Annotated in this window: 22 protein-coding genes and 1 tRNA gene; 13 read left to right on the top strand and 10 right to left on the bottom strand. The window is 69.8% G+C overall.

Annotation, left to right across the window (positions count from 1 at the left end):
* Positions 1-18: 18 nt before the first annotated feature.
* Together DEI98_RS13690 and DEI98_RS13695 are read left to right on the top strand one after the other, a co-directional pair.
* Positions 19-945, top strand: a complete 927-nt coding sequence (locus DEI98_RS13690) for a helix-turn-helix transcriptional regulator (RefSeq protein ID WP_258370871.1) — start codon at positions 19-21, stop codon at positions 943-945.
* A gap of 154 nt (positions 946-1,099) precedes the next feature.
* Positions 1,100-1,615: a hypothetical protein gene (locus DEI98_RS13695; RefSeq protein ID WP_111101043.1), complete on the top strand. Its 516-nt coding sequence runs from the start codon at positions 1,100-1,102 to the stop codon at positions 1,613-1,615.
* Here DEI98_RS13695 and DEI98_RS13700 read toward each other — a convergent pair.
* Positions 1,575-2,516, bottom strand: coding sequence for an EamA family transporter (locus DEI98_RS13700; protein WP_111101044.1), 942 nt, complete (start codon positions 2,514-2,516; stop codon positions 1,575-1,577). The two genes, DEI98_RS13695 and DEI98_RS13700, sit on opposite strands and share 41 nt — an antisense overlap.
* Before the next feature lie 96 nt (positions 2,517-2,612).
* Between DEI98_RS13700 and DEI98_RS13705 the strand changes: the two genes are divergently transcribed.
* Entirely contained in the window at positions 2,613-3,110 is a 498-nt protein-coding gene (locus tag DEI98_RS13705) for a MarR family winged helix-turn-helix transcriptional regulator (protein WP_111101045.1), read from the top strand.
* A gap of 51 nt (positions 3,111-3,161) precedes the next feature.
* Here the strand turns inward: DEI98_RS13705 and DEI98_RS13710 are convergent, their stop codons facing one another.
* Together DEI98_RS13710 and DEI98_RS13715 are read right to left on the bottom strand one after the other, a co-directional pair.
* A complete protein-coding gene (locus DEI98_RS13710) occupies positions 3,162-4,865 on the bottom strand; it encodes a phosphatase PAP2 family protein (protein ID WP_111101046.1) in 1,704 nt (567 codons plus the stop codon).
* Positions 4,866-5,398: 533 nt separating this feature from the next.
* A complete protein-coding gene (locus DEI98_RS13715; protein ID WP_111101047.1) occupies positions 5,399-6,454 on the bottom strand; it encodes a GAF domain-containing protein in 1,056 nt (351 codons plus the stop codon).
* Between the two features lie 190 nt (positions 6,455-6,644).
* Here DEI98_RS13715 and DEI98_RS13720 point away from each other — a divergent pair, with 190 nt between their 5' ends.
* Entirely contained in the window at positions 6,645-7,676 is a 1,032-nt protein-coding gene (locus DEI98_RS13720) for an AraC family transcriptional regulator (RefSeq protein ID WP_111101048.1), read from the top strand.
* 142 nt (positions 7,677-7,818) lie between these two features.
* Here DEI98_RS13720 and DEI98_RS13725 read toward each other — a convergent pair.
* Positions 7,819-7,908: transfer RNA gene (locus tag DEI98_RS13725), tRNA-Ser, on the bottom strand.
* 143 nt (positions 7,909-8,051) lie between these two features.
* Here DEI98_RS13725 and DEI98_RS13730 point away from each other — a divergent pair.
* The gene (locus tag DEI98_RS13730; RefSeq protein WP_111101049.1) at positions 8,052-9,059 is read left to right on the top strand and encodes an SGNH/GDSL hydrolase family protein; all 1,008 of its coding nucleotides are present in this window, start codon (positions 8,052-8,054) and stop codon (positions 9,057-9,059) included.
* Positions 9,060-9,069: 10 nt separating this feature from the next.
* Complete coding sequence (gene radA, locus DEI98_RS13735; RefSeq protein WP_027467076.1) at positions 9,070-10,431, top strand: DNA repair protein RadA; 1,362 nt, start codon at positions 9,070-9,072, stop codon at positions 10,429-10,431.
* Between the two features lie 4 nt (positions 10,432-10,435).
* On the opposite strand, the gene DEI98_RS13740 is transcribed toward radA, so the two are convergent.
* Positions 10,436-10,819 carry an SseB family protein gene (locus tag DEI98_RS13740; protein ID WP_017887661.1) on the bottom strand — a complete coding sequence of 128 codons (384 nt, stop codon included), beginning with the start codon at positions 10,817-10,819 and terminating at the stop codon, positions 10,436-10,438.
* 280 nt (positions 10,820-11,099) lie between these two features.
* Between DEI98_RS13740 and DEI98_RS13745 the strand changes: the two genes are divergently transcribed.
* On the top strand, positions 11,100-11,309 hold the full coding sequence (locus DEI98_RS13745; protein ID WP_017887662.1) for a cold-shock protein: 210 nt from the start codon (positions 11,100-11,102) through the stop codon (positions 11,307-11,309).
* Between the two features lie 109 nt (positions 11,310-11,418).
* Here DEI98_RS13745 and DEI98_RS13750 read toward each other — a convergent pair whose 3' ends face one another.
* Positions 11,419-12,117: a hypothetical protein gene (locus tag DEI98_RS13750; protein ID WP_111101050.1), complete on the bottom strand. Its 699-nt coding sequence runs from the start codon at positions 12,115-12,117 to the stop codon at positions 11,419-11,421.
* A 64-nt stretch (positions 12,118-12,181) separates the two neighbouring features.
* Complete coding sequence (locus DEI98_RS13755; protein ID WP_181419931.1) at positions 12,182-12,724, bottom strand: amino-acid N-acetyltransferase; 543 nt, start codon at positions 12,722-12,724, stop codon at positions 12,182-12,184.
* Between the two features lie 120 nt (positions 12,725-12,844).
* On the opposite strand from DEI98_RS13755, the gene DEI98_RS13760 reads away from it, so the two are divergent.
* From DEI98_RS13760 to DEI98_RS13780, 5 genes are all read left to right on the top strand, one after another.
* The gene (locus DEI98_RS13760; RefSeq protein WP_110858523.1) at positions 12,845-13,297 is read left to right on the top strand and encodes an SRPBCC family protein; all 453 of its coding nucleotides are present in this window, start codon (positions 12,845-12,847) and stop codon (positions 13,295-13,297) included.
* 192 nt (positions 13,298-13,489) lie between these two features.
* Positions 13,490-13,933, top strand: coding sequence for a hypothetical protein (locus DEI98_RS13765; RefSeq protein ID WP_035809351.1), 444 nt, complete (start codon positions 13,490-13,492; stop codon positions 13,931-13,933).
* Positions 13,930-14,385, top strand: a complete 456-nt coding sequence (locus tag DEI98_RS13770) for a hypothetical protein (RefSeq protein WP_111101051.1) — start codon at positions 13,930-13,932, stop codon at positions 14,383-14,385. Before DEI98_RS13765 ends, DEI98_RS13770 begins: the two co-directional genes overlap by 4 nt.
* Positions 14,386-14,389: 4 nt before the next feature.
* The gene (locus DEI98_RS13775; RefSeq protein ID WP_111101052.1) at positions 14,390-15,340 is read left to right on the top strand and encodes a hypothetical protein; all 951 of its coding nucleotides are present in this window, start codon (positions 14,390-14,392) and stop codon (positions 15,338-15,340) included.
* Entirely contained in the window at positions 15,337-16,359 is a 1,023-nt protein-coding gene (locus DEI98_RS13780; RefSeq protein ID WP_111101053.1) for a hypothetical protein, read from the top strand. The genes DEI98_RS13775 and DEI98_RS13780 overlap by 4 nt, the downstream gene beginning before the upstream one ends.
* A gap of 297 nt (positions 16,360-16,656) precedes the next feature.
* On the opposite strand, the gene DEI98_RS13785 is transcribed toward DEI98_RS13780, so the two are convergent.
* Together DEI98_RS13785 and DEI98_RS13790 are read right to left on the bottom strand one after the other, a co-directional pair.
* Positions 16,657-19,176 (bottom strand): ATP-dependent Clp protease ATP-binding subunit, encoded by a 2,520-nt coding sequence (locus DEI98_RS13785; RefSeq protein WP_027467068.1) that lies wholly within the window; start codon positions 19,174-19,176, stop codon positions 16,657-16,659.
* A 224-nt stretch (positions 19,177-19,400) separates the two neighbouring features.
* Positions 19,401-19,877 carry a Clp protease N-terminal domain-containing protein gene (locus tag DEI98_RS13790; protein ID WP_181422596.1) on the bottom strand — a complete coding sequence of 159 codons (477 nt, stop codon included), beginning with the start codon at positions 19,875-19,877 and terminating at the stop codon, positions 19,401-19,403.
* A 70-nt stretch (positions 19,878-19,947) separates the two neighbouring features.
* Here DEI98_RS13790 and DEI98_RS13795 point away from each other — a divergent pair, with 70 nt between their 5' ends.
* Positions 19,948-20,880 carry an NAD(+)/NADH kinase gene (locus tag DEI98_RS13795; protein WP_071404515.1) on the top strand — a complete coding sequence of 311 codons (933 nt, stop codon included), beginning with the start codon at positions 19,948-19,950 and terminating at the stop codon, positions 20,878-20,880.
* A gap of 200 nt (positions 20,881-21,080) precedes the next feature.
* Here DEI98_RS13795 and DEI98_RS13800 read toward each other — a convergent pair whose 3' ends face one another.
* The gene (locus DEI98_RS13800) at positions 21,081-22,139 is read right to left on the bottom strand and encodes a sigma-70 family RNA polymerase sigma factor (protein WP_035809350.1); all 1,059 of its coding nucleotides are present in this window, start codon (positions 22,137-22,139) and stop codon (positions 21,081-21,083) included.
* Positions 22,140-22,412: the final 273 nt, after the last annotated feature.

Below are 22,412 nucleotides of genomic sequence, written 5' to 3' on the forward strand. Positions count from 1 at the left end.
CGGCAGCAGAATGAGCAGATGAACGGTCCGAACGAACTGGGGAACTTCCTTCGCGTCCGTCGCGCCGCCCTGCAGCCCGAAGACGTCGGGCTGCAGGGCTACGGTGTGCGCCGGGTTCCGGGACTCCGCCGCGAGGAGCTCGCCATGCTCGCCGGTGTCAGCCCGACCTACTACTCGAGGCTCGAGCAGGGTCTGAGCACGAACGCGTCAGAGGCGGTGATCGCTTCGATCGCCCGTGCACTCAACCTGAATGCCGACGAGCGTGCACACCTCTTCAACCTCGCGCGTCCCGAGCACTCGACGCCGAAACGGCGATCTGCCGCGAAGCCGGACCACGCCCGGCCGGGTACCGTCCGGCTGATCACCTCGCTGGCATCGACGCCGGCGGTCATCATCGGCAAACGCAGTGAAGTACTCGGCTGGAACGCCCTCGGGCACCGCCTGGTCGCCGGGCACCTCGACTTCGAGAGCCCCGAGCGGATGGGTGAGCGGCCGAACATGACGCGCATGCTCTTCCTCGATGCCCACACCCGCGAGCTGTACACGCGGTGGCAGGAAGAAGCTGTCCGAGCGGTGTCGTCCCTCCGGGTCCTCGGCGGGAAGAGCCCCGAAGACACGCAGCTGACCGCGCTCGTCGGCGAATTGACCGTGAAGAGCCCGGAGTTCGGCACGCTGTGGGCGAAGCACCCCGTGGAGAACTGCGTGTCCGGCCTGAAGTCGTTCCGCCATCCGGAGGTCGGCGACTTCGACCTCAACTTCGAAGTGCTCACACCGCCGGACGACTCCGGCCACCGCGTCCTGATGTACACGCCGGACGCCGGATCAGCTGCAGCCGGTGCGCTCGAGCTGCTCGGACGCGGAGTGGAGGAACGGGTCACGAACCCTTCGGAACCTTTTTCTGCAAGATCAACACCGCGCGGTGTGTTCATCGAATCGCTAATGTGAGCGAACCAATTCTTTGGGGGGAACCTTGCGGGAACGAAACCATCAGCTCCTCACTGCAGTAGTGGGCGTGGCCTGCATCGCAGTGGTCACCGGGGTGTCCGCATGTGCCACGCCTGGGGCTGCCTCCGGACCGGAGCCCGATGCGCTGAGCGCAGTGCGAGCGGAGACCATCCTCGACGCGAGTGCCGATCAGGCATGGCAGCTGGTCGCGTCCCACCATCCGGGGCTCGAGCGGCCGGCGGTCGACCGCGTCCGGACCGTCTCGCACGCCGACTGGGCCCCGACGCAGGAACGGTGCATGACCGCCGCGGGGTTCCCGCAGGCGAAGGCGATGCCCGACGCGAGCCTCACCTCCGGGCAGGTCCCGGACGCACGGTCCGAGGCGTTCGCGGTCGCCGAGTACACGTGCGGTGTCGAGTACCCCATGGCCGCGAAGTACCAGACTGCCTTCAACGAGTCCCAGCTGGAGTGGCTCTACCGCTACTCCACTGGCGGGCTCACGAAGTGCCTGCAGGACCACGGCATCTCGGTGGAGCGTGGCCCGAGCGAGCAGGAGTTCGTCGACAGCGACGGGGCGTGGTCGCCGTACCGGTCGGTCGATCTGCCGCAGTCCCGGTACTACGAGCTCGTCACCGCCTGCCCGGAGATCCCGGACTCGATCTACGGCTGAGCGGCTCGGAGGAAGGCCCCCGAGACGCCGCTCGTCCGAGCTGCCCGCCGAGAGAACCGAGGAGCGCGACGACGAAGCCGACGATCTGCAGCGGCGACAGCGCCTGGCCGAGGACGACCCAGCCGAGCACCGCAGCGGTCAACGGACTGAGGACGCCCAACAACGCGATCCGGGCCGACGGCAGCGCCCGTGCGCCTCGGAACCAGACGCTGTAGGCCAGGGCCCCACCGACCAGCGTGAGCCAGGCGTACCCCGCGTACCCGGCGGTGGTCGACTGCCACGGCCCGCTGTCGACGATCGGGATGAGCGGGGCGATCACCACGCCCCCGACGATGAGTTGCCATGCGGTCGAGGTCAGGGGGTGCGCGCCCTCCGGGGTGCCCCACCGACGAGTGAGCAGGAGCCCCAACGCCATGGAGACCGTGCCGAGTGCCGCCGCCCCGAGCCCGAGCACGTCGAACACGGCACCTCCGCTGAGGGAGACGAGTGCGACGCCCACCAGGGCCACGACTCCCCACACCACGTGGGTGATCGCGGGCCGCCCCCACCGCAGCGCCAGGGTCAGGGCCACGACGACGAGCGGCTGGAGCGCACCGACGATGGCCGCCAGTCCACCCGGCAACCGGTCGGCCGCGACGAACAGCAGCGGGAAGAAGCACCCGATGTTGAGCATGCCGAGCACGAACGTCCGGAGGCGCCAGCCCCTCGGTGGGACTCCCGGCCGGAGCGCGAGCAGCAGCAGGCCGGCGGGGAGCGCACGGATCACACTCGCCGTCATCGGGTGATCGGCTGGCAGGAGCTCGGTGGTGACCACGTAGGTCGACCCCCACACGATCGGCGCCACTGCCGCACTGAGCGTGAGGCCGGCTGTCGCCGACGTGGACAGCGAGCGATCGGTCATCGGAGCCTCGTTTCCTTCATGCTGAACTTCTCAACGTTGAGACATTATGGCCCCGATAGGCTCCCGTCAAACAGTTCAGCGTGAAGGAGTGCTCCGATGGAGGATGCCGTCGATCGAGTCCTGGCCCAGTGGGGCCGGGAACGACCGGACCTCGACGTCCGCGCGATGGCCGTCATCGGACGCATCGGGCGCGCCGAAGCGATCCTCGACCGGAAGGTCGGTGCCGTCCTCGCTGAGCACGACCTGCTGCCGGGTGAGTTCGACCTCCTCGCGACCCTCCGACGTTCGGGATCGCCACATCGGCTGACCGTCGGACAGATGCTCGCCGCCACGATGGTGACCTCCGGCGCCGTCACGAACCGCTTGAACCGGCTCGTCGCGAAGGGCTACGTCACGCGGGAGACCGACCCCGCGAACCGACGGAGCGTGCTGGTCACGTTGACCGATCACGGCCTGAAGGTGGTGGACGCGGCGCTGGCCCGGCACGTCGAGAACGAACGGGAGCTCCTCAGCACGCTGAGCAGCGACGAGGAGCAGCAGCTGGCCGGGCTCCTCCGGAAGCTGCTGCTCGGCCTCGGTGACGGGGCGGCCTGAGCACAGCCCGTCGTGCCGGCCGCACTCGGGGCCGACCTGACGCGCTCCGCTTCAGGCGGCGCCGTGGCCCCGGCTGTGCACGTGGCCGTGCTTTGTCGCGTTGGCGTTGACGAGGTGCAGTTCGTTGCCGTGGCGCTCCACCACGGGCTTGTACCCGGCGGGCAGGCCGGCGACGCGGACCCGGCTGAAGCTCGAACCCTTCGCGATCCGGTCCGCCGTGATCAGGACCACGTCGTTCGCCACAGCCGTGCCCTTGGCGACGTGCACCCGCAGCGTCCCGCCGAACGACGCGGTGCCCTCGACGCGCACGGCCGGACGGGGCCCGGAGACGCTCAGCGACAGTGCGGCGTGCGAGCGCTGCGTCAGGTTGCCGCCGATACGGATCACCCTCGTGCTGGTCTCGGCGAGCGTGCCGGAGACAGTGGTCACCGACCCCTTGCCCAGGGCAGCAGCGGAGTCCGCGATCAGCGTCCCACCGCGGACGACGGTGCCGCCGGTGTAGCGGTTCGAGCCGGCGAGGGTGAGGGTGCCGGTCCCCCGCTTGGTCAGCGACCCGTTCCCGCCGATGTCGTTGCGCCAGGTGTCGGCGGCGTCCAGGCCCTTCTCGGTGGCGTCCATCGAGACGGTCACCGCGCTGTCGAACGCTCCGTAGCCGGACGCTGCCGAGAAGAGGTCGAGTCGCCCCCACCCTTCCGCGTCGTCCAGCAGGGGGTAGCCCGACGGCAGCGCGGTCGTCCGGAGCACCTCTCGGATCTGGTCGTCGCTGAGGTACGGCAGGCGGGTCCGCAGGAGCGCCTCGGCACCCTTCGGCACCGTGGCCGGGATCGTCTTCGTGCCGGTCCGCGTGAACCCGTACGTCAGACGCCCGCGGTAGTCCTTCTTGTCCGACGCGTAGTCCGCGTAGCGATCGACGGCGCTCGGGCTGGCGGCGGTGAGCACCTTCTCCGCCTGCTGGTGCGCCTGCTGCTCGAGCTGCGTGTTGGCCGGGTCGTCCAGGATGGCCGCTGCCAGCGCAGTCGCCAGGACCCGCCCGCCCATGACGTCGAGCGGTGAGTGCATCCCCGCGACGATCCGACTGTTGCCGATCTCCGAGCCGTTGGCGAGGAGCTCGGTGTACTTCTCCGGGTACGCGTACGCGAACGCCAGGGACGCCAGGTAGCCGGCGTTGGTGTGTCCGCTGGGGAACCCGCCGTCGGTGGCGGGCGTCGGCGACTTCTCGGGGACGAGCTGCGGCAGCACCTTGACGTCCTGGCTCTGCCGGTACGGCCGCGCGTACTGGTAGTACTTCTTCGCGTTGCTGGCAGAGGAGAAGTCGCCACGCAGCGTGTTCACCAGCTGGACGACGTCGCCGAGTTCCGAATCGGTGTCCGCCCACGACCCCTTCGCGTTGCCCTGGTCGACGTACTGCTTCGTCGTGGCATCCGCCGGGATCTCGTCGGGGATCGTCGTGCCCGCGTTCGTCGCGGCCCGCACCGCGTCCGACAGGTCACCGAAACCCTCGATGGCCGAGTAGCTCTGGTTCCGTCGGTCGATCAGGTACGCCTCGTGCCCCTGCGCATCCGTGCGGGTCTGCGTGGTCCGCGCTGCCTGCGCGATGTTCGAGTCCAGGATCCGCTGCGCTGCAGCGCTGGTGGCGACCCCGTTGTCCCACGACGATCCCGGGCGCCACAGGGTGCCGAACTGCGACAGCACCCCGGTCGCAGCGTTCGTCTCCGGCGTCGTGGCAGCAGGGGTGTTCGTCTTGTAGGTGTCCACGAAGTACCCGTAGGCCCCTGGACGCGGCGCGGTCCGCGATGTCGCCGCGGACGCTCCCGCCGGAGCGATCAAGGACACGGCGCACGCCACAGCCAGGACCCCCAGCACCGTGCGGGCCCGACGTCTCGGAACAGCGATCAGGAACCGGCGCATGGCGTTCTCTCCACTCGGGGCGTGGTCACACGGCTCGGTGACACAGAGCAAAAGCGTGCCGCAGGCCCGTGAACCGGAAGTGGCAGGTGCGTGAACCGCCGCCGTACTCGCTGCTGTTGCTCACCACGGACGCCGCCGATTGCAACAGCGACGCCGCGAAACCGGGGCCTTCGCCTCTCCCGTCTGACCGGTCACGTGCCTGGGACGGCTGACGAGACGGACTGGAGGCGCGGTGCGGGCTGGCACCGCGCCTCCAGTCCGTCGGTCGACCCGTCACGGGCGGGAGGGGCGGGGGTACCCGATCCCGCCCCTCCCGCCCGTCGATCAGCCCGCGCCGTGCGGCGCAGGGCGCTCCACCAGACCCGGAACTGGTGAAGTGCTCAACGGCGCAGGGTGTCGCGCGCCAGGACGGCGAAGTCGCGCAGGAGGTCGAGTTCCACGGTGCCCGCATCGCGTGGAGCGGGGTCGAACACGCAGACCGCACCGACGCGGGTGCCGTCCAGGTCCTCCAACGGATGCCCCGCGTAGAAGCGGATCCGTCCCCGCCGTACGACCTGCGGACGGCTCCGGTCCCATGCGTCCTCGATGACCGTCGGTCCCGAGTGCAGCACGGTCGAACGGCAGAAGGAGTCCTGCAGCGCTCCCGTCCCGCGTGGGAACCACACGCTCGCCGCGGACCACTGCCGTCCCAGCGGCAGGAACGTGATCGCAGCCCCTCTCGTGCGGAAGAGTTCCGTCATCTGCTGCACCATCCGGTCGAGGGCGGCGTCGGCCGGTGCGTCGACGACACCCAGGCGACGGATCGCGTCGTACCGGTCCTGCACACGCTGCGGCGTCGACCGGAGCCACTGCGGGCTGCCGGCTCGGGCACGTTGCTGCTCGATCAGCAGGTGCACGACCTCGACGAACAACGGCGGGGTGCACGTGATCACGTCCGTGTCCACGCCGAGCACGACCAGGTCTCGTCGCGCCTGCTGCAGTGCGGTCACGAGCGCGGACTGGTCCTCCTTGTGCGCCAACGCGAGCACGATCTCCGTGGTCGGCGCGAGGAGCGGTCGGAGCTGATCGACCAGGACGAGCGCTTCCTCGGCGGCACCGACGACCGCGGTGGTCGTCGTGCGGCTGTGGACGACGCTGCCGGACAGGCAGACCACCACCACGTCGTAGTTGGCGACGTGGAGACCGCTCCCGGCCGACACCAGCGTCTGGCCGGACCAGCTCGACCACGGCACCGCGGTGACGTCCACACCACGTCCGGACCGTGCAGCCACGTTCTCCGCCATCGTCCGCGCGGCGTCGGGCAGCGACACTCCGGGCGCGAAGACCGCATCGCCGAACACGAGGATCCGGTCCGAGTCCGCGCCGCTCGCCGACGCGGTGACGATGCGCTGCGCGGACGAACGGTCGGGCAGTCGTGGGGCTTCCAGCATGGTCATCGTCAACCTCCTTGTTCGACGCGGCTGCTCCTGGACTGCTCTGGTTTCCGGGAGCCCGACGGGTGCGCGCCGGCTGGACACGACCGTAGACAGGGCGGAAGAGCACACGCCATCCGTTGCGCGCGGAGTCACCGTCGATCCGCGCGGGATCGTGTCCGGTGGACGTGGACGCGGCAGGTAGAGTCGCGCCATGACCGGGGCAGCAACGGAGATGTTCGCCTCGCATCGACTCGCCGACAGCACCACCGCCGACGAGGCCGCGGCCGTGCTCAGTGAGGTGTTCCTCCCGGTGCAGGTCACCCCGTCCGAACCCGTCCCGGGTCTGCGCATGCACCTGAACGCGATCACGGCCGGTCGGATCACGTTCGGCTACATGCGCTTCCGCGAGGCCGTCCTGATACGCACCGCGGAGCCCGTCGACTACCACCTCGACATCCCCGTACGGTCGCAGATGACGATGCGTGCTGCCCGGGGCGCGCAGTTCCGGGGGACCGAGCAGACCGCCGGGGTCTTCATGCCGGGCAGACCCGTGGAACTCGACTGCAGCGACTGGTTCGCGCAGGTCGCCATCATGATCCCGCACGGCGACCTGCAGACCGAGCTGGAGCTCCTGCTGGATGCACCGGCCTCGACACCGCTCGAGTTCCAGACCGAGTTCGACCTCACCACCGACGGAGGCCGCGCCGTCTCGCAGGCCGTCCGGCTCGTCGACGAGAGCTCTCGGCGGACGCCAGGCGTCCTCGCACATCCACTCGCGATCCTCAGCCTCGAGCAGGTGTTCCTGCACAGCCTGCTGCTCGGGCAGCCGCACAACCACTCCACGGCGCTCGACACGCCGCAAGGAAGATCCGGCGCCCGGTCGGTCTCCCGCGCCGTTGAACTCCTCCGCCACGACCCGGCGCAGCCGTGGACGGTGGGAACGCTCGCGTCTGCCGTCTCGACGAGCGTCCGCAGCCTCCAGGAAGCCTTCCGACGAGAACTCGACACCACGCCGACGGCCTACCTTCGGCGGCTCCGGTTGGAGCGGGCCCGCGAGGACCTCATCACCGCCCGCTCGGACAGCGTCACCGTGTCCGAGGTCGCCGCTCGCTGGGGCTTCCTGCACGTCAGTCGCTTCGCCAGCGCCTACGCCGAACGGTTCGGCGAGCTGCCATCCGGCACGTTGCGGCGTACAAGACGCCCGGAAGGGCATCTGGAGCAGACGCAGGAACCGACGGGCTGACGCTCCGCTGGCTGGGCCCGATCCTCGTTCGGCAGCCAGGCAGCAACGGGGCGGAGTCGTGCGCTCAGGAGAGTGCACCGCATCTGCGCCGAGGCCACTCCCCCCGAACGAAGAAAACCCCCGCATGCACGGGGGTTTTCTGTGGCGGTACCGGTGGGATTTGAACCCACGGTGGAGTTGCCCCCACACATGTTTTCGAGACATGATCCTTCGGCCGCTCGGACACGGTACCGGGAAAGAGTTTACACGATCCGGGAGGCCCGTGATGACACCCCGGGTCGGCTCGCCCTCCACAGGCGGTCACCTGCAGGGCTCTCCCCACACCCACAGGTCCTCCTCGTCTCCGGCAAGACCGGCGGGCGTACCGTCCACGGCATGAGATCCCGCACGCTCATCGCACTCCTCACCTCCGTCGTCGGCAGCCTCGGCGTCGTCGGCGCCGCAGCCGTCGGTGCCCGCGCCGGCGTGAAGGGCCAACGGGCAGCGGCGCAACGGGTCGTCGACATGCTCCCGATCCACGCCGACTGGTGGCGGGAACGGCAGCAGCACGAGGGGCAGCTGCTCTACGTGGCGATCGGTGACTCGGCAGCGCAGGGGGTCGGTGCTACCGCGCCCGGCCGCGGCTACGTGGGGCTGCTCGCGCGGCGCATCCGGCACCGTTCCCACATGTCGGTGCGGGTGGTGAACCTCAGCGTCTCCGGCTCGACCACGTGGGGCGCGAAGCGTGACCAGCTGCCGAAGCTCCGGCACTACGCGCCCGACGTCTGCACGGTGTCGATCGGGGCGAACGACATCGCCGACTTCGACCCGGACAAGTTCGAGCGCAACATCCGGGCGATCTACGGCGCGGTGCCCTCGCACGCCGTGGTGGCCGAGCTGCCGTGCATGTTCGTGCCGGACCGGGAGCGCAAGGTGGCGGTGGCGAACGAGATCGTGCACCGGGTGGCCGACGAGTTCGGGCTGACGGTGGCACCGCTGCACACCATCACGAAGCGCGTCGGGGTCCGCCGCACCTTCTTCAACAGCTACGGCGACCTGTTCCACCCGAACGACCGCGGCTACGAGGTCTGGGCGAGCGCGTTCGAACCGGCGGTCGACGCGCGGGTCGACACGGTGGCGGCGATCCGGCACTACCTGTCCGTGCGCGAGGCCGAGAACCTCGGTCGTGAAGCCGGGGCGGTGGCGAACGCCCGCGCCGAACAGGACACCGACGGCGCCGAGGCGCTCGACCACGCCTCGCGCCAGGGTCCGGGGCCGGTCGAGCGCCTGCGCCACCGGATGACCGGGTCGATCGCGGTGCCCGACGAACGAGACCGGTCGGACGAACCAAGCGGACCAGACGAGCCGGGCGACCACGCCGGTGATGTCGGCCGTACGGCCTAGCCTCGACGACATGGCGCGCCCGCAGTCCCTCTACCGTTGCACCGAGTGCGGCTGGACCAGCATCAAGTGGGTCGGCCGGTGCGGTGAGTGCCAGACCTGGGGCACCGTCGAAGACAGCTCTGCGGCGTCGGCGAGCACCCGCGGAACGTCAGCGGTCGCCGTCACCGGTGCCCGGGCCGCGCGACCGATCACCGAAGCCCGCGGCACCTCCGTGCAGCGCTGGCAGACCGGCATCGGCGAGTTCGACCGCGTCCTCGGCGGCGGCGTGGTGCCAGGCGCGGCGGTCCTGCTGAGCGGCGAGCCCGGCGTCGGCAAGTCGACCCTGCTGCTCGAGGTCGCCTCCCGAGCCGCAGCCTCGGGCAAGCGCGTCCTCTACGTCAGCGCCGAAGAGTCCGTCGACCAGGTCCGGCTCCGTGCCGAACGCACCGGGGCGATGCACGACGACCTGTACCTGGCGAGCGAGGTCGACCTCGGCGTCATCATCGGCCAGATCGACCAGGTGCAGCCCGACCTGCTCATCGCCGACTCCGTGCAGACCATCTCGTCGAGCTCGATCGACGGCATCGCGGGAGGCACGTCCCAGGTGCGCGAGGTCGCCTCGACCCTGATCCGCATCGCGAAGGACCGCGCCCTGCCCGTCCTCATCGTCGGCCACGTCACGAAGGACGGCACGATCGCCGGCCCGCGGCTCCTGGAACACCTGGTCGACGTCGTCTGCCACTTCGAGGGCGATCGGCAGACCGCCCTGCGCTTTGTCCGGGCGCTCAAGAACCGCTTCGGCCCCACCGACGAGGTCGGGTGCTTCGACATGGGCGGCGACGGCATCCACGAGGTCCCGGACCCGAGCGGCCTCTTCATGTCGAAGAACGCCACCCCGGTGTCCGGTACCTGCGTCACCGTCGCACTCGAGGGGCGTCGAGCGCTGCCGGTCGAGGTGCAGGCCCTCATCGTCCCGAGCTCGGCGCCCCAGCCCCGCCGGGTCGTGAACGGTGTCGATGCCTCGCGTGTGGCGATGCTGCTCGCGGTCCTCGAACGCCGCGCCGGCCTCAAGCTGTCCGACGCCGACGTCTACGTCTCCACGGTGGGCGGCATGAAGCTCACGGAGCCCGGCGCCGACCTGGCCATCGCGCTGGCCCTCGCGAGCGCCGCACGAGACCGTCCGTACCCGCACACACTCGCGGCCGTCGGCGAGATCAGCCTCGCCGGCGAGATCCGTCCAGCCACGGGCACGAAGCAGCGCGTGAACGAGGCCACCCGCCTCGGGTTCACGACGGTGCTCGGCTCGGACTCCGGGCACCTGCGCGAGGCCCTGCGTGTGGCGTTCTCGATGACGCAGTCCCCGCGCGAACGCGAGCTCGACCGCGCGTTCTGACGCGCTACGCGCGCAAAGCGGCCAGCAGGTCCGCCGGCGCGGCCTGCATGGTGTGCGGACCGGCGATGTCGAAGAACACGCCCTCGAGCATGTCCAGGTGGGCGGCCAGGAACTCCTCGAGCCGCGGCCCGTCGTAGACCATGACCTGCCGGATCTTCTCGTCCGGCACCATCGCCGTGTAGGCGTCCGCCGACGAGAACAGCAGCAGGATGCGCTTGTCCGACCCCTCACGGCCGAACACCCGCACCTGCATGTCCTTCTTGCCGGTGACGAGTCGGGGGACGATCACGATGTCGTGACGGAGCGCGAACGCCACCGCAGCGACGTCCTGCTTCGCGAGGGCTTCCTCGAGCTGTTCGCTCCGGAAGCGCTGTTCCTTGTCTGCCATCAGCTCAATTCCACCAGATTTTCGTCGTTCCGTGACGCACGGGTAGCCAGTCGGCCCAGAGCACGCTAGCCTGATGGAACCGCTTCGGCGGCGCTCAACGTCCGGGCGAGGTGGTTTGCCCCTCAACCCGGGCCCCAGGGTCACTGGCCGACAGGCCTGACCCCGAACCCGTCCCGCCGGCACCTGCCCGCGTGGCGCATCACCCCCGTCGACGTACGTCGGGGTCTCCGTCGGTGCATCTGCACCTTGGCGGAAGCAAGAAAGCTAAGGAAACGCCATCATGGCATCTACCGGTACCGTCAAGTGGTTCAACAACGAAAAGGGCTTCGGCTTCATCGCCCCGGACGACGGCAGCGCTGACGTCTTCGCGCACTTCTCTGCGATTGCTGGCAACGGCTACAAGTCGCTCGAGGAGAACCAGAAGGTGGAGTTCGACATCACCGAGGGCCGCAAGGGCCCGCAGGCGGAGAACATCACCGTCCTCGGCTGATCACATCAGCTTGAACAGGCCCCGTCGTCTTCGGACGACGGGGCCTGTTGCTGTTCCCGGCGCCCTGCTCGGCGCAGCGCAGCGCAGCGGATCAGAACCGAGAACCCGGTTACTGCAGGATGAACTGCACCGAACTCTTCGACTCGAGGTTCCCGACGGCGACCTGCAGGTGGTAGCTCGCGCCTCCCGCGGTGACCGCCGGCCGTGACGAGTCGCACGTCGACGTGGACGAGCGGGTCCGGTCCCAGGCGATCGCCGGGGTCGTGAGCGTCTGACCGGACTTGATCGTGACGTCCTGGTTCGTGCCGCCGGTCTGGCAGTCCTTCGACGACCAGTACTGCTCCTGGCCCGAGCTGATCGTCAGCACCTGCTGCGCCGATCCGAGGTCCAGGTGGCAGGAGTTCGTGCCGGAGTTCTTGATCGACATCGCGATCTTCGGGTCCTCGGTGGGGCCGTAGGTCGACTTGTCGAGCACCGGGGTCAGGACGATCTGGTCCTTCGTGCAGGTCGAGCCGTCGGCGGCAGCGGGCTTCGACGCAGAAGCCGAGGCGGAAGCCGACGGCTTCGGCGCAGCGGACCGCGAGGACCCGGAACCGGCCGCAGACCCGTCGGACGATGCACCGGCAGCAGACCCTGCACCAGCAGAGGCCGACGCACTCGGCGCCGCCGACGTGGCCCCGCTCCCCCGCCCGGCGACGATGAGCACCACCACCAGGACGACGACCAGCAGCGCCCCGAGCACGAGCGCCCGGCGGCGCCAGTAGACGACCGGCTTCTCGGGCCCGACGGGGTGACGCAACGACGACATGCGCACAGGGTAGACAACGGCGCGGTCCGCACAGGGCCACCCCGCCGGTCGGAGGGAGAAAGCGTCAGAGGTTCTTCAGCATGCGGGTGTTGCCGAGGGTGTTCGGCTTGACCCGGGCGAGGTCGAGGAACTCCGCGACCCCTTCGTCCGACGAGCGGACCAGTTCGGCGTAGACATCCGGCGGGACGACGCTCTCGCCGATCTCCAGGTACCCGTGCTTCGCGAAGAAGTCGACCTCGAAGGTCAGGCAGAAGATCCGGGCGACCCCGAGTTCACGGGCGTCGTGCTCGAGTGCCTCGAGCATCCGGTGCCCGACGCGCTTGTGGATCCACTGCTCGTCCAGGGCGAGGGTGCGCACCTCGGCGATGTCGTCCCAGAAGACGGCGAGCGCACCACACCCGATGGGGGTGCCGTCGGGCCCTTCGGCGATCCGGAACTGCTGGATCGAGCCGTACAGGGCGACGTTCTCCTTGCCGAGCAGGATGCGCCGGTCGACGTAGGGGGCGATGAGCCGCTGGATGTGCGGGACGTCCGAGGCGAGCGCCGGACGCACGAGGATCCCGTGGTCGTCGCGCTCGTGGAACGCGTGCTTCCCGTGCTCTGTCATCCGCCCCACACTACTGCGCGACGCCGGACGCGCACGCCGCCCGCGGCGACGCCCGGACGGTACCGCAGGGGGACAGCGCTGCTGAGTGCCGCCCAGGTCGATCGGCCTACCGTCCGGTACATGCCTCAGATCATCGAAACCGTCGACGTCAACGTCCCCGTCCGCCCGGCCTACGACCAGTGGACCCGTTTCGAGGAGTTCCCGCACTTCCTCGACGAGGTCGAGAAGATCGTCCAGGTGGATGACAAGACCACCGACTGGACCGTCAAGGTCGCCGGCCAGGAGCGCCAGTTCCGCGCCCTCATCACGGAGCAGCACCCCGACGAGCGTGTCGCCTGGACCGTGAAGGACGGCGAGACCGAGCACGCCGGTGTCGTCACCTTCCACAAGCTCTCCGACACCGAGACCCGCGTCACCGTGCAGATCGACTGGGAGCCCTCCGGCATCCTCGAGAAGCTCGGCTCCGCCGTGGGCGTCGGCGGCCACGCCGTCAAGAAGGACCTGCAGAACTACAAGGAGCGCGTCGAGAACGCACCGACCCAGCCGGGCTGGCGCGGCGACGTGCAGGCGTAGTCCGCACCACACGACGGACGGGAGGCGCGGTGCCAGCTGGCACCGCGCCTCCCGTTCGTTCGTCCCCCGTTCGGCATCCCCCCATCGAAATGCCGACCTGACGAGCGAGCGCGAGCCTGGCAGAGTGGTGACACCGGCCGACGCGCTGGATCAGTTTTATCATGTCTGAGACAGATGTGAGAGTGGGGACACGTGATCGAGTACAACGACGACGACGCACACCGTCGGGAACTGTCGCGCAAACTGCAGCTCCTGATGGACGTCGTCGAGGCCAACTCGGGCCAGCGACCCCCGTACAAGGAGATCGCCGCCGAGATCGAGGCGCAGGGTGCGTCGATGAGCCGACCGCGCTGGGGCTACATGCTCGGCGGCAACGGTCCGGCCGTCCGTGACCAGCGACTCCTGGCGGCACTGGCGACCTACTTCGGCGTCCCGGCGGAGTACCTGACCGACGCGGCCGGCAACACGGACGTGCCGGAGCGGGTGCAGGCGCAGCTGGAGCTCGTGCTCGAACTCCGCAAGCGCGAGGTCGTCGCGTTCGCGACCCGGCGTCTGGGCGAGTTCGCCTCGGCGGACGAGATCCGCGACTTCACCGACCACCTACGTCGCCTGGACGAATCGGGCGGCACCCCGTGAGCGGGTACCGCGACCGCTTCGACGCCCTACGTCGGCAGACCGAGGCCCGTCGCCGCGTGCAACGCCTCGGGCTCCCCCGTCGGCTGTCCCTGCAGGAGCTGACCGCCCGCGCCGAGGCAGCGCTCGGCAAACCGATCCACGTGCGGACCACGGAGCTGCCGGGCGACCTGTCCGCGCGGCTCATCCAGCGCGCCGACCACGCCCTGCTCGAGACCCGCCCCGGGCTGTCCGAGCGCTCCCGGGTGGCCTGCGTGCTGCACGAGCTCGCCCACGTGTTCATGGACGACACCGGCTGCGACCACCAGGCGTACACGGGGCTGCTCAGCGGTCGGACGGCGTTCACCCGGTCGCTGGACACCCCGCACGAGCAGGCCGTCGAGCTCGTCGCCGACCAGCTCGCGCTGCGGATCGGGCTGCTCGACCCCGAGGGCCAGCCCGGGATCTTCCGGTGACGCGGTGACGCTGCACGTCTGGGGGTCGATCCCGGTCTGGCTGATCCTGGCGGTGCTGGTCGCCCGGCTGCTCCTGGTGCGCACCCAGTCGGCCAGCGTCACCTGGCTGATGGTCTGCTGCAGCTGCGTCGCCGTCGGACTCACGATCAACCAGCCCGACGTCACGACGTTCCTCGCCGGTGTGACGCACGTGCCCAACATCGCCGACCTGATCGGCCGCTGCCTGATGGTGTGCGGCATGTTCGCCCTCGCGCAGTCGGTCGAGGCCGCGGCACGCTCCGCCAGGCTCCTGCGCGCCAGCCGCATCATCGGCTGCGTGCTCGTGCTCGTCGCCCTCGTCGTGCTGTTCACCCTGATCGACGCACCGACCCCGACGGCGCAGTTCATGGTGGCCTACGGCGACCAGCTGCCGACCGCGCTCTACTCGGCGGTGGAAATGACCTACATCGCCATCGTCATCGCCCGGTCGGCCGTCGCCGTGCTGCGCGGCTTCCGGAGCGGTGACGGGCTCGGCCGCCTGTACTGGCTCTTCGTCGTCGGTGCCGGCGGCCTCGTGCTGCTCGCCGGCATCGCGATCGCCCTCGACGCCGTGCACGTCGCCGGCGCCGACGGTGCGGTCGGGGTCCTGTCGAAGCTCTACACCCCGGTGTTCCTCGGCTCCATGGTCCTGCTCGCCATCGGCGCGGCCGGTGGCGTGCTGCCCGACGCCGCACGGGAGTTCCGCGACTGGCGGGCCGCCCGACGCCGGTTCCGCGTGCTCGAACCGGAACTCCGGCGGCTCGAGACGGCATCGGGCAACACCGGGCTCTACTTCACGATCGTGTGGCAGCGTCGCCAGTGGCGGAGTCGGCAGCACCGACTGTCCGTCGAGATCGAAGACCGCGCGCGCGAGGCCGGGCAGGACGTCCCGGCCGCTGCGACGCTCACCACGGCACGACTCAGGGAGATCACATGACCGGCGCACGCATCACGGCACTCGGGACCGCGGCAGGAGCGGTCGGCACGCTCGGACTCGGCGCCTTCGTCGCACGACGGCTGCTGTTCCCGACGCCGTACACGGCGACCGCCACGGTCCGCAGCGCCACGGACACCGAGGTCGAGCTGACCGCCACCCGCGACACCCGACTGCCGGGCACCTACGACCTGCAGCGCGACGACACCCGGGTGCAGGTCGGCGCGATCACCACCGCGAGCACGGAGACCGGGGCCGGCAGCGACGGTGACACCGTGCGCCGCAGCGTCACCGCCCCCGTGGCGACCGGTGAGTGGGCCTGGGACGCCCTGCGGTACGACGGACCGGACGACGTGCCCGGCGCCGAGCCCGAGGCCGCCACGACCCACGTGGTCCACGTGCACGGCCAGTCCCTCGGCCCGCGCCAGGTCCTGCGCGGTGTCGGCGTCTGGCGTGCGCTCGGCGCCTCGTCCGAGGTCGTCGACACCACCGACCTGCCGCTCCGCTCCCTCGACGCCGGTGCAGCGGACCGCATCGTCGCCGCCGTCCGGGCCGCCCGGGCCCGTGGTGCACAACTCGTCGTGCTGCAGGGCTGGTCCGCCGGCGCGCTCGCCTGCTCCGTCGCCGCCGCACGCGTCGACGTCGACGGACTCGTGGCCGTCTCACCCCTGCTCGACGTCGCCTCGGCACTCCGCGGGGCCGTCCGCGGTGCGCACCTGCCCGCGTTCGTCGGCACGGTCGCCGCCCGCATCGCGACCACGAACGTGCTGTCACGGCTCGCCGGGGCCCCGACCCCCGTGACGACGACCACGTGGCAGGACTCGTCGACGCCGACGCTGCTGATCCGCTCCGAGGCCGACGCCCTGGTCGCCGCCGACGACGTCGCCGCCGTCGCCGCGCGGCAGGGCGCCAGCACGGTCACGTTCCGCACGGCACCGCACACGCTCGAGTGGAACGAGGCCCCGGAGCGCTGGGAGCGCGCCGTCCGCGACTTCGCCGCACAGCTGCCCGACGCCGCCTGACGCCACGGGCGCCCGCCCGCACGGACGACCGACACCGTCCCCGAACGTGCAACGGCCCCGGTCTGCGAACAGACCGGGGCCGGCTGCGTCTCGATCCGTTGGGGGGAACCGATCGAGCGCGACGCGCGAGGAGTTGGGGGGAACGTCTCGCGCGTTGTCATCACAGTACCCCCGGACGGGGGTCCGTGGCCGCAAGGACGCGCAGATCGGCGATGCGGGATCTGAACGCGACCCGAGAACGGACAGGAGGCTCGGTGCCAGCTGGCACCGAGCCTCCTGTCCGTGGAGTGTCAGGTCCTAGGACTCGATCTCACCCTGGGGCGTGTCGGTCGCGGCCTCGACCGCGGCTGCACCGGCGAGGACCTCTTCGCGGCCCGGCTGACGCCCGGTCTCGAAGTGGAACGCACCGTCGACGAAGTCGACCTTGACGTGGTCGCCAGCGTTGAGCTCACCCTGCAGGATGTGCTCGGACAGCTGGTCCTCGACCTCGTGCTGCATCGCGCGACGCAGGGGCCGAGCACCGAGGGACGGGTCGAACCCGACCTTGATGAGCTGCTCCTTGGCCGGCAGCGTGAGCTCGACGGTCATGTCGCGGTCGAGCAGGCGGTCGGCCAGACGCTTCACGAACAGGTCCACGATCTGCAGCAGCTCGGGCTGCGACAGCTGCGGGAACACGATCGTGTCGTCGACACGGTTCAGGAACTCGGGCTTGAAGTGCTTCTTGAGCTCCTCGTTGACCTTGCCGCGCATGCGGTCGTAGCCGACGGCCGAGTCACCCTCGACCTGGAAGCCCACCGGGCCACCGGCGATGCCCTGCGAACCGAGGTTCGTGGTCATGATGATGACGGTGTTCTTGAAGTCGACCACGCGGCCCTGACCGTCGGTGAGACGGCCTTCCTCGAGCACCTGCAGCAGCGAGTTGAAGATGTCCGGGTGGGCCTTCTCGATCTCGTCGAACAGGACCACGGAGAACGGCTTGCGGCGCACCTTCTCGGTGAGCTGGCCGCCCTCCTCGAACCCGACGAACCCGGGAGGGGCACCGAACAGGCGGGACACGGTGTGCTTCTCACCGAACTCCGACATGTCGAGGGAGATCAGCGCACCCTCGTCGTCGAACAGGAACTCGGCGAGGGCCTTGGCGAGCTCGGTCTTCCCGACGCCCGTGGGGCCGGCGAAGATGAACGAGCCGGAGGGACGGTTCGGGTCCTTCAGGCCGGCACGGGTACGGCGGATGGTCTTGGACAGGGCCGAGATGGCCTCTTCCTGACCGATGACGCGCTCGTGCAGTGCCTTCTCCATGAAGACGAGACGCGAGGTCTCCTCTTCGGTGAGCTTGAACACCGGGATGCCCGTGGCCTGGGCCAGGACCTCGGCGATGATGCCCTCGTCGACGGTGCCGGACGCGGCGACGTCACCCGCACGCCACTGCTTCTCGAGGCGGAGACGCTCGCCGAGGAGCTTCTTCTCCTCGTCGCGCAGGCTCGCGGCCTTCTCGAAGTCCTGCTCCTCGATGGCGGCTTCCTTCGACCCGCGGACCGTCGAGATCTTCTCGTCGAACTCGCGGAGCTCCGGCGGCGCCGACAGGATCGACAGACGCAGGCGAGCGCCGGCCTCGTCGATCAGGTCGATGGCCTTGTCCGGCAGGAAGCGGTCCTGCACGTAGCGGTCCGCCAGGTTCGCCGCGGCGACGATCGCGCCGTCGGTGATGGACACCTTGTGGAACGCCTCGTACTTGTCGCGCAGACCCTTGAGGATGTTGATCGCGTGGGGCAGCGACGGCTCGTTGACCTGCACCGGCTGGAAGCGACGCTCGAGTGCGGCGTCCTTCTCGAAGTGCTTGCGGTACTCGTCGAGCGTGGTGGCACCGATGGTCTGGAGCTCACCGCGGGCGAGGAGCGGCTTGAGGATCGAGGCAGCGTCGATCGCGCCCTCGGCTGCACCGGCACCGACGAGCGTGTGGATCTCGTCGATGAAGACGATGATGTCGCCGCGGGTGCGGATCTCCTTCGTGACCTTCTTCAGGCGCTCCTCGAAGTCACCGCGGTAGCGGGACCCGGCGATGAGCGATCCGAGGTCGAGCGAGTAGAGCTGCTTGTCCTTCAGCGTCTCGGGCACGTCGCCCTTGACGATCGCCTGGGCGAGGCCCTCGACGACGGCGGTCTTGCCGACGCCGGGCTCACCGATCAGGACGGGGTTGTTCTTGGAGCGGCGGGAGAGGATCTGCATGACCCGCTCCATCTCCTTCTCGCGCCCGATGACGGGGTCGAGCTTGCCGTCGCGCGCGGCCTGGGTGAGGTTCCGACCGAACTGGTCGAGGACCTGCGAACCCTGCTGCGCGTTCTGCTGCTGCTCGCCGCCGACGGCGACCGCTTCCTTGCCCTGGTAGCCGGACAGGAGCTGGATGACCTGCTGGCGCACCCGGTTCAGGTCGGCGCCGAGCTTCACGAGGACCTGGGCTGCGACACCCTCGCCCTCGCGGATCAGGCCGAGCAGGATGTGCTCCGTGCCGATGTAGTTGTGGCCGAGCTGCAGCGCCTCGCGCAGGGACAGCTCGAGCACCTTCTTGGCGCGCGGCGTGAACGGGATGTGCCCGGTCGGCTGCTGCTGGCCCTGCCCGATGATGTCCTGGACCTGCTCGCGCACGGCGTCGAGCGAGATGCCCAGCGACTCCAGAGCCTTGGCGGCGACGCCCTCGCCCTCGTGGATGAGGCCGAGGAGGATGTGCTCGGTGCCGATGTAGTTGTGGTTGAGCATCTTCGCTTCTTCTTGAGCGAGGACGACAACACGACGGGCCCGGTCGGTGAATCTCTCGAACATGTGCTCTCCCTTGGCCCCTGATGAGCGGAGCCGACGCTGTGCCGGTCTCGTGTGAGTCCGGCCAAGTACTTCGAGAGTAACCAGCGCTCCCCCCGGGGGCTGCCCCTGTTCGCCGTGGGCGTGACCAGGGTGCGTCTTGTGCGCAGTGAGCGAACGACAAGACGGACTGGAGGCTCGGGGCGGGATCGCCACGGGCCTCCAGTCCGCTTGTCGGTCGCGCTGGGTCAGGCGCGCCGCACCGCGCGACGCAGGTCGCGTCGGAAGCGGCGCGCGTCGACGCCCAGGGCGTCGAGGACGTCGTGCGCTGATCCGGCGAGCGGATCGTCGACCGAGTCGAGCACGGCGAGGACGACGTGCGGCGGTCGGATGCGCTCCGAACGGCCCGCGATCGTCGCGGCGCGGGCGAGCACGCGCATCGCAGCGGGCGTGCACGCGACGCGGTCGTGTTCGCCGGGGCAGGTGGTGTGGGCACCGACGAAGGCGCGGATGCCGGAGCGGACGGTGTCCGGGGTGATCCGGTGGGCGTCGAGGACGGGTCGGAAGCGGGGCATGCCGGCGCAGAGCGTGACGGCGGCCAGCAGCAGGTGTTCGGCGTCGACGAAGCCGAAGCCGGACTCGTGGGATTCGAGGTCGGCGAGCAGCACGATCTCGCGGCCGTGCCGGACGGAAGGGAGGGCGACGGAGAGCTGAGCGGTCTGCATGTATTCAGAATATCGCATGTCTCTACGAAGAGACAGCCCGCATCGGAGGTCTGCTCGGTACGATCCGGTCATGGAGCAGCCCGTCGTCGGCCTCGTCGTCCACCCGACCAAGAACGTGCAGGAGTCCGTGACGACCCTGCAGCGCTGGAACGCGTCCGGCCAGGGCGAGCTGCTCGCCCGGCGTGCGGACGCCCAGCGCATCGGTGGCGGGGTCGACGTGGTCGACGACGACGACTTCACGGACCGCGTCGACCTGGTCGTGGCCCTCGGCGGCGACGGCACCATGCTCGGCGCGATGCGGCTCGTGGCCAAGCGCCCGGTGCCCGTCCTCGGCGTGAACTACGGCAACGTCGGGTTCCTGGTCGAGATCGAGCCGCCCGAGCTCGAGAGCGCGCTGGAGCGGTTGTCCGCCGGCGAGTACCAGCTCGAGCCGCACCACGCGCTCGAGGCCCGGTTGTCCTGGGGTGGTGCCCGCACCGACTACCTGGCGTTCAACGACCTGACCATCGTGCGACGGCCGGGCTCCGGGCAGGTGTCGGCCGACCTCAGCGTCGGGGGCCTCGGGTACGGGTACTACCGGGCCGACGCCATCGTGGCAGCGACCCCGGCCGGCTCCACCGCGTACAACTACGCCGCCGGTGGGCCGGTGCTCTCCCCCGCGCTGTCCGGCTCGGTGGTGACGCCGGTCGCGCCGATGGCCGGGATCGACCGCTCGGTGGTGCTCGCCGCGCGGGAGCGCTACCGGTTCGACATCGCCGAGGGCACCAGGAGCGCTGCGCTCGAGGTGGACGGGCTCGTGGTCGGCGAGGTGGCCACCGGGGCACAGATCGACATGCGGCTCCGGAAGGACGCCGGGAGCGTGGTGCGCCTCGACGCCGAGCGGCACGGGCGCACCGGACGCGTGAAGCTCAGCCTGCTCGACCTGCCGGTGCGTCCCGACCAGCTGGTCGAGCTCATCCCGAGTGACCTGCGGCAGAAGCTCCGGCGCGAGATCGACGACTGACGCCGCGCCGGGGCTGGCCCTGGCTATGGCTATGGCTCCGGCCCCGGCTCCGGCTCCGGCTCCGGCTCCGGGAACGTGAATGGCCCGCTCGAGCAGTGCTCGAGCGGGCCGTCCCATCACCCCACCGGATCGTCTTCCCACAGAACGACCCGGTTTCCCCGCGCCGGCACGGGTGAACGTGCCGGCCGAAGTCCACTGACCTAGTCGGTCAGGTACAGCTGCATGTCCTGCGAGACCGCCTTGGCGAACAGCCGCAGCTTGGCGCGCGACTCCACCCGGCTGACGGCCTGGCGGGTCGTGTGCACGATCTTCGAGATCTCGTCGAGGGTCATCGGCTTGTCGTCGTCCAGGCCGTAGCGCATGCGGATGACGTTCGCCTCGTCGCTGGGCAGCTCGGCGACGATGGAGCGGATGTCGCGGTGCAGCAGCGTCGTCTCGGTGAGCTCGTTCGGGCTCGCGGCGTCCTCGTCCTCGATGAAGTCACCGAGTTCGCTGTCGTCGGAGTCGCCGACCACGGTGTGGATCGAGACCGGCTCGTGCGAGCGGCCCTTGAGGTCGACGAGTTCCTCGACGCTCATGCTCAGCTCGGCGGCCACTTCCTCCGGCATCGGCGCACGGCCGAGGTCGACGGTCAGGTCACGCTCGGTGCGTGAGATCTTGTTGATGAGCTCGACGGTGTGCACCGGGATGCGGATCGTGCGTGCCTTGTCAGCGAGACCACGCGAGATGGCCTGGCGGATCCACCAGGTGGCGTAGGTCGAGAACTTGTAGCCCTGCGTGAAGTCGAACTTCTCGACCGCACGGACCAGGCCGAGGTTGCCTTCCTGGATGACGTCCATGAAGGGCAGGCCGCGCTGCGAGTACCGCTTGGCGATGCTCACGACGAGGCGGAGGTTCGAGGTGATCATGCGCTCCTTGGCGCGCTCACCGTCACGGACGAGCCAGCGGAGTTCACGCTGCAGGGTCTTCGCGAGGCCCTTCTCGGTGGCGAGCTTCTCTTCGGCGAAGAGCCCGACCTCGATGCGGCGTGCGATCTGCGCTTCTTCCTCGGCGGTGAGGAGCGAGAGGCGGCCGATGTGACGGAGGTAGTCGCCGACCTGGTCGACCGAGGCGCCGCGGACACCGGCGAGCTGCTCGTCGGCCTCGACCTCGGTGTCGAGGGAGGTGGTGGCGGACTCGGCGGTCGCGGTCTTCGATGCCGATGCCTTCTTGGTGGCGGTGCGGCGGGTGGTGCTGGGTGCAGCCGTTGCGATCGTCATGGTGTTTCTCCCTGCGTTCGACGGTGATGGCTTCGTGGGGCGTTGCCGGGGGGTGCTGATGAGTAAAGCGGCCCGGAGGTGTACCCCACAAATCGTTCGGAGCGATTCTCAGGGTTCTCCGTGCTTCATCATCGAAAGCGTCCCCCGCGGGGTACAGCACACCGACAGTCTGGTCCCCCAATCGGCCCTGGATCAAGCGGATAACGCCGTGTTTCCGGCGTTGCAGGCGTGTTTCACCAGCGTTTCCGATCGTGTACCCCAGGCGACTGCGTA

Source organism: Curtobacterium sp. MCLR17_034, assembly GCF_003234485.1.
In the GTDB taxonomy this organism is placed as follows: domain Bacteria; phylum Actinomycetota; class Actinomycetes; order Actinomycetales; family Microbacteriaceae; genus Curtobacterium; species Curtobacterium flaccumfaciens.

Coding starts and splice junctions, on each gene's coding strand:
- DEI98_RS13785 (WP_027467068.1), bottom strand. CDS start 19,176: ATGTTCGAGAGATTCACCGACCGGGCCCGTCGTGTTGTCGTCCTCGCT.
- DEI98_RS13715 (WP_111101047.1), bottom strand. CDS start 6,454: ATGACCATGCTGGAAGCCCCACGACTGCCCGACCGTTCGTCCGCGCAG.
- DEI98_RS13705 (WP_111101045.1), top strand. CDS start 2,613: ATGGAGGATGCCGTCGATCGAGTCCTGGCCCAGTGGGGCCGGGAACGA.
- DEI98_RS13740 (WP_017887661.1), bottom strand. CDS start 10,819: ATGGCAGACAAGGAACAGCGCTTCCGGAGCGAACAGCTCGAGGAAGCC.
- DEI98_RS13720 (WP_111101048.1), top strand. CDS start 6,645: ATGACCGGGGCAGCAACGGAGATGTTCGCCTCGCATCGACTCGCCGAC.
- radA (WP_027467076.1), top strand. CDS start 9,070: ATGGCGCGCCCGCAGTCCCTCTACCGTTGCACCGAGTGCGGCTGGACC.
- DEI98_RS13690 (WP_258370871.1), top strand. CDS start 19: ATGAACGGTCCGAACGAACTGGGGAACTTCCTTCGCGTCCGTCGCGCC.
- DEI98_RS13755 (WP_181419931.1), bottom strand. CDS start 12,724: ATGACAGAGCACGGGAAGCACGCGTTCCACGAGCGCGACGACCACGGG.
- DEI98_RS13795 (WP_071404515.1), top strand. CDS start 19,948: ATGGAGCAGCCCGTCGTCGGCCTCGTCGTCCACCCGACCAAGAACGTG.
- DEI98_RS13730 (WP_111101049.1), top strand. CDS start 8,052: ATGAGATCCCGCACGCTCATCGCACTCCTCACCTCCGTCGTCGGCAGC.
- DEI98_RS13745 (WP_017887662.1), top strand. CDS start 11,100: ATGGCATCTACCGGTACCGTCAAGTGGTTCAACAACGAAAAGGGCTTC.
- DEI98_RS13700 (WP_111101044.1), bottom strand. CDS start 2,516: ATGACCGATCGCTCGCTGTCCACGTCGGCGACAGCCGGCCTCACGCTC.
- DEI98_RS13760 (WP_110858523.1), top strand. CDS start 12,845: ATGCCTCAGATCATCGAAACCGTCGACGTCAACGTCCCCGTCCGCCCG.
- DEI98_RS13750 (WP_111101050.1), bottom strand. CDS start 12,117: ATGTCGTCGTTGCGTCACCCCGTCGGGCCCGAGAAGCCGGTCGTCTAC.
- DEI98_RS13790 (WP_181422596.1), bottom strand. CDS start 19,877: ATGCAGACCGCTCAGCTCTCCGTCGCCCTCCCTTCCGTCCGGCACGGC.
- DEI98_RS13780 (WP_111101053.1), top strand. CDS start 15,337: ATGACCGGCGCACGCATCACGGCACTCGGGACCGCGGCAGGAGCGGTC.
- DEI98_RS13800 (WP_035809350.1), bottom strand. CDS start 22,139: ATGACGATCGCAACGGCTGCACCCAGCACCACCCGCCGCACCGCCACC.